At 39.4% G+C, this 4219-nt stretch carries 7 protein-coding genes; all 7 read left to right on the top strand.

Translation table 11 applies throughout. The features are described 5' to 3' along the window. Nucleotides 1–296 precede the first annotated feature (296 nt). Nucleotides 297–1220 carry a hypothetical protein gene (locus Q8N22_00130; protein MDP3052359.1) on the top strand — a complete coding sequence of 308 codons (924 nt, stop codon included), beginning with the start codon at nt 297–299 and terminating at the stop codon, nt 1218–1220. A 127-nt stretch (nt 1221–1347) separates the two neighbouring features. Beyond that, nucleotides 1348–1482 carry a hypothetical protein gene (locus Q8N22_00125; GenBank protein ID MDP3052358.1) on the top strand — a complete coding sequence of 45 codons (135 nt, stop codon included), beginning with the start codon at nt 1348–1350 and terminating at the stop codon, nt 1480–1482. A gap of 48 nt (nt 1483–1530) precedes the next feature. Next, nucleotides 1531–1755: a hypothetical protein gene (locus Q8N22_00120; GenBank protein MDP3052357.1), complete on the top strand. Its 225-nt coding sequence runs from the start codon at nt 1531–1533 to the stop codon at nt 1753–1755. Further along, a complete protein-coding gene (locus Q8N22_00115; protein ID MDP3052356.1) occupies nt 1721–1990 on the top strand; it encodes a type II toxin-antitoxin system RelE/ParE family toxin in 270 nt (89 codons plus the stop codon). The genes Q8N22_00120 and Q8N22_00115 overlap by 35 nt, the downstream gene beginning before the upstream one ends. Before the next feature lie 75 nt (nt 1991–2065). Next, nucleotides 2066–2611, top strand: coding sequence for a hypothetical protein (locus Q8N22_00110; protein ID MDP3052355.1), 546 nt, complete (start codon nt 2066–2068; stop codon nt 2609–2611). Continuing rightward, on the top strand, nt 2598–3770 hold the full coding sequence (locus tag Q8N22_00105; protein MDP3052354.1) for a hypothetical protein: 1173 nt from the start codon (nt 2598–2600) through the stop codon (nt 3768–3770). Before Q8N22_00110 ends, Q8N22_00105 begins: the two co-directional genes overlap by 14 nt. 87 nt (nt 3771–3857) lie before the next feature. Then, nucleotides 3858–4219: hypothetical protein (locus tag Q8N22_00100; protein MDP3052353.1), on the top strand; the 362-nt coding region annotated here is incomplete at its 3' end.

The following is a 4219-nucleotide window of genomic DNA, read 5'->3' as shown; positions in this document are numbered from 1 at the left end:
TTCCAATTATCCCAAGCCCTCCTTATCTAACAACGCCAATTTTACCTCTTCTAATGATGGCGCAGTGATTAAATCAATTGGTCGGTCCGGTAACAGTTTTCGGGCGTTTGAAATCGAATTTTTTGGAGCGACAACCACCGTTCCTCTGCCGTTTGAGTTATCCACAGATTAGGGCTTGCGCTATGTTTTTAAATTTGTTTTAATTATAAAAAGGCCGAATTAAAGACCGATGCGAAACTACGAATATTCGTAGATTCGAATAAAAAATTCGTAGCTTTGAATCGGTCAAACAAATTATGAAAAACTTATTCAAAAATCCTTTGTTTTACATTAATGTCCTTCTTTTGGTTTTACTTATTCTGCTTTCAGCCAGCATTAATCCCAATTCAACCAATCTTCCTTCGTTTGCCAAAAAAGCATTAGCCGCTGTTCAAGCCATTTTAGGCGAAGGCACGACTAATTACTTGGCGGCTTTTACCGGCGCTAATCAAATTGGCAATTCTATTATTTATGATACCGGTACCAACGTCGGCATCGGGACAACGGCGCCTGTGGCTAAACTTCAAATTTCCCCTAATATAACCAATAATTATCCTCGACCATTATATGTTCAAGGTCGCAGTAGCCCGGTTAATACCGCTGCCTTTGTTAATCTTGGAAATTACGGAGTAGCCCTAGGCAGTATAGATGGCAGAACTGATGGAACAATACAAGCTGCTCACTTTGTTAATGGTGGTGGTCGAACTTTTGTAAATTTAGTGATAAATGAAAGTGGCGGCAACGTCGGCATCGGGACAACGAATCCGAGCCAGAAATTGGATGTAGCCGGAAACATTAATGTAGGAGGCAGTCAGGTAAAAATGGCCAACAGCGGCAATCACTATTATGGAGATTCGTCCAATTTAGCGGCTCGAATGAGCGGTGGTTTTTATGTGCAAAATCAGACAGGTACTGCGGCTCAAAATGTTTATGCCAATGATTACTGGATTAGCGCCGCAGGCAAATGGGCGAGCCAGGTGAGCTTTGTAGGCATATATACTTCTAACCTTGATGGAAGTTGTAGATATAAAAATCCCTTCACAAACGCATGCTCATGCCCCTCAGGCTTTACTGGATATCAAATAGGTGAGTTTAGTAATCCGACATGTATTCATGGTTTTTATGCAGACGGTTGGAGAACAAGTAATTGTGGGATAATACAATATCAATGCGTTAAATAGGGAAAAGTGCAAGAGGAACTATGGAAGTTGAACTCCCATAGATTGAATTTTATGAAGTTGAACTTTATAAACTTTGAATTAATAATTTGTTTGACTTTCAATTTTTGGGTGTGATATTATAAATTATATGGCCAAAAAGAAAATCAATAAAAAACAACTCTCTGCTCCTGAACGTCATTTTGGAGTCATTTTAGAAGATATTGATTCAAAGCTTGATTTAGTAGTGGAGGGTTATCGCAGATATTTTGAGAAGGCGTTGTAATATTGACTTTCAATTTTTAATTGTGGTAAGATTGGTAAGATAAAGTATATGGCTACAATTACTATTCCAAAAGAATTAATAAAAGACAATGATTTAGTGATTATTCCTCGCCGGGATTACGAGAAATTTTTGAGTTACCGCCCAAGAGAAGGTAGAGAATTAGCATTGGATATTTCTCAAAAAAGGCGATTACAAAAAGCAAGAAAAAATTTAGCCGCAGGGAAATATCTGACTATTTATGGACTCAAAAGGAAGTTGGGTGTTAAAAATTGACCCCGATGTTTATAAAGATTTGTCGAAGTTTCCCAAGGATCATGCCAAGAAGATTTTAGGTATCATTGAAGATTTACCATCCAATCCTTATTTTGGAGATATTGAAAAGATAAAAGGCGAAAGGCATTTGTGGCGGCGAAGAATTGGTTCTTATAGAATTTTTTATGACTTGTATCCAGACAAAAATTTAATCCATGTGTTTTGGGTTGAACGGCGAACATCAAAAACTTATTAAATCTAAAAATTAGTAATGAGTTATTGAAGTTGAACTTCCATAATTTCCACTTCAATAATTTTCAAAAATAATAATATGGAACAACCAATTCAATCGACAAACAAAAAAAATGTGTTAATTTATGCGGCGGCGGCTGTTTTGGTCGCGGTTTCAATAGGTTTGTTTATCGGTTATTATCTTGGCGCGGCTCTGGAAAAAAACAAAGCAGGAGAATTCCAGGAGGAGGCAATGCTTAAAGAAGTTTTCAGCAGCGCCCTTTTTGTTAATAATCTTTCCGGAAAAATTCTTGAAATCTCTTCTGACAAGAAATTCTTGATTGTTGAAGTTCCCGGAGTTTACGGCGTTAATCTGCCAAAAAATTATCAAGAAAAGCGGATTTTGATTGACGAAAATACTAAAATCGTTTTAAGAGAAACCAAAGATTTGGCGGTTTTTGAAAAAGAAATGAATGAGTTAAAGAAAAAAGGAGAAATTACCCCGCCTTTTCCTTATGTTGAAAAAGAAATCAAAGTTGACGATTTAACAATTGGCGACGCCATTAGTTTCAATTTTCCACTGGATGAAAACATCAGCATTTTAAGCGCTCAATTTACCGCTGTTCAAATCAATGTTAATCGCTAAATTCTTAAAAGACCCTCTTTTTTGGCTGTTTATAATTTTGGTTTTAGGAGCCGGTTTTTTAATTAACAGCATTGATATTAATTCTTTAAGCGCTCAAACTCAAGTAGTTGGCGAAGGAACTGCCAGGTATTTAGCAAAGTGGGTAGGAGCTATACCCGTGATTCCCACCTATGTTATTGCCCCTCCATCTGCTTCCAAACAAGTTGGCCAGACCCAGCAATTTATTGGCTGGTATGACCCTGATGGCCCCTCTGGTTCTCAAGGCAATGAAGATAAAACAACTTCAGCCAGCTGGAGTTCCTCCAATACCAGCGTTGCCACTATTACTTCTGGTTTAGCTGCCTGCTCGACAGCTGGTTCAGTGACAATTACTTCTGTTTACAGCGGAATTACAGCCACCGCCAGTTTGACTTGTTCTCCCGTTGTTCCCGTTGCTCCCGTTGGACCTTGTACCTCTCTTGATTGCAGCGCCTATCTTCCCTACGGGGTCACTCGCACTGAAGTAGTCACTGACCCAGTTACCAAAGCAACCAGCACCAGAGAATGGGTTGAAACAATTACTCCGACTCTGCCGCCAGTACCTAAACCCAGAGTCTCAATCTCTGGTCAACCCAATCCTTCGGAAATTGAACCAATTATAGACGGCTATGCTGACCGGGCAAAATACACTATATCTTGGAGCAGTTCTGATTTAGGAGCTTGCGGCACTTGTTCAGTAAGCGGTCCCGGCCTTAGTTCTTCACAAACCAGCGGCAACGCCACTTTTTATCAAACTAGAGGTAATTATACATACAGCGCTACTTGCGGCGGCGGTTATTATTGTTCTGATAACAAAGGCAATCAATCCCAGGTAGGTTATGATACTAAATCAGTTACTGTTAATGTTCTTCAGGTTCCTAAATGCGCTTTTTATGCTGACCCTGGCACTATTATTCTACCCTCAACCTCCTTCTTAAAATGGAGCTGTAAGTACGCCAATTCCTGCTCCATTAACCAAGGCGTCGGTTCGGTTAATAATGTTTCCGGTTCCAAAGAAGTCAGACCGTCTAAAACCACTACCTATGCTTTGACCTGTTCTGGTCTTGACGGTTCCAGGTCCTTTCAAGCCACTGTTAATGTCGGCTTTACTCCAAAATTAAGAGAAGTGATACCCCGTTAGTTATTGACTATTGACGATGACGATAACAATGACGATGAGAAATAGTTTCTCTTGTGATATCTTGAAATATATGATATTTTAAAGTATATGGCCAGGAGGATAAAAGAATATTCATCTAATCGCAAGGGTGGTCAGGTGATGCTTTTAACGGTTTTAATTTTAGGAAGCGCGATTTTAAGCGCCTCAACAATCGCCGGTTATTTGATGACTTTAAAAATAAGAGCTTCTTCGGATATTGCCAATTCCGCTAAAGCGATTTTCGCCGCTGACGCCGGCGTTGAATGGGAACTGTATAAATTATTTAAAGATTCCAATTATCCCAAGCCCTCCTTATCTAACAACGCCAATTTTACCTCTTCTAATGATGGCGCAGTGATTAAATCAATTGGTCGGTCCGGTAACAGTTTTCGGGCGTTTGAAATCGAATTTTTTGGAGCGACAACCACCGT

It is taken from the genome of bacterium, from assembly GCA_030693325.1.
GTDB lineage: Bacteria > Patescibacteriota > Minisyncoccia > UBA6257 > MFKM01 > MFKM01.
This window is presented reverse-complemented; position numbering and strand designations above follow the sequence as displayed.